Raw genomic sequence first — 1,049 nt, 5'->3', positions numbered from 1 at the left:
TAATTAATGCTATACGCACTACCCGTTATTAGGTTAGATACAAAGGAGCGGCTCGGCCTGCATTCAAATGTATAACCCGCCTCAAGACAACACAAGGACACGAAATAGGAGTCTACGGCATTGTCGTTGGCATTAGTCACAAAGTTGTTTTGGTTTTAGCTGACCATTGAAAAGACAGGGACTGCAATGTTATACAGCAGTCCCGACCTTTCAAAGCTTTATTCAATTGGCTCTATCTCGGGAACGTATAAAAATATTTCCTTTATAGTAAAATCTTTATAAAAATCCTCCTGGGCTTTGCCCCAGTTGATTTCAGTCTCGCGGTTCCATAGTTCTAAAGCATCCATATAAACATACAGTTCGTTGAATTTTAAAATCAAATCGAAATAAGTTGGTATTGCAGCAGAAAGGTTGTTTTCTATTGCTATGTGTTTAGTATGTCGGATGGTTAAAGAAACTCCGTTTGACTTATCCATTGGATTCCATAATGAATTTGGAGTAAAATTTACAATGTCAGCCTCTAAATCGTCTAACAGAACTTTAACTGGTTTACCCACATAAAACTGTTGGTTTTCATAGAAATTGGTTTTGATGTATTCAAGTGTGTCGTAACTAAATGAGTTTAAAGCCTTGTATTGGGGATTTGAGGTGTTTCTGGCACTGCTTTTTTGTTTTATAGTAGCACAACTCCCTAAAACAAAAATCAACAAGATTACTAAGCTATTCAATTTTTTCATAGTTATTTACATTTTGTGGAGGTAGCATCGGTTACTTTATCGTCCGAATTCATGGTTCCTTTAGTCTTCATAGTTTTGAATTCGTCATCTCCTTTTTCTTTCTTCATTAATGTCACTCCTGTTTTATTTTTATCGAGAACGTACGCCATCGCCGCATCGTGGGCGTCTGCTGCAGAGAATCCTATGTCTTTTAAATATTGTTGCATGGCAAAGTATTCTTTAAAAAATGCGGTCCCTTCTTTAAACATTCCATTCTCCGTACCCAGGTTCGTCTTGTTTTGGCTATAGAAAGTCCCGGCAGCTTCGGGGTCA

Annotated in this window: 2 protein-coding genes; both read right to left on the bottom strand. The window is 37.6% G+C overall.

Features of this window, described 5'->3' with window-relative positions; all coding sequences use genetic code 11:
* Positions 1 to 218 precede the first annotated feature (218 nt).
* Entirely contained in the window at positions 219 to 737 is a 519-nt protein-coding gene (locus JCM15548_RS20580; RefSeq protein ID WP_062129112.1) for a hypothetical protein, read from the bottom strand.
* Between the two features lie 2 nt (positions 738 to 739).
* Positions 740 to 1,049 (bottom strand): hypothetical protein (locus tag JCM15548_RS22090; RefSeq protein ID WP_162198309.1); only part of this gene is annotated, 310 nt, incomplete at its 5' end.

It is taken from the genome of Geofilum rubicundum JCM 15548, from assembly GCF_000974365.1.
Classification (GTDB): domain Bacteria; phylum Bacteroidota; class Bacteroidia; order Bacteroidales; family Marinilabiliaceae; genus Geofilum; species Geofilum rubicundum.
Note: the sequence above shows the minus strand (reverse complement) of the source record. Positions and strands in the feature narration are given on the sequence as shown.

What these genes read in the sequence shown, in the direction of transcription:
- JCM15548_RS20580 (WP_062129112.1), bottom strand. Translation starts at nt 737, where the DNA reads ATGAAAAAATTGAATAGCTTAGTAATCTTGTTGATTTTTGTTTTAGGG.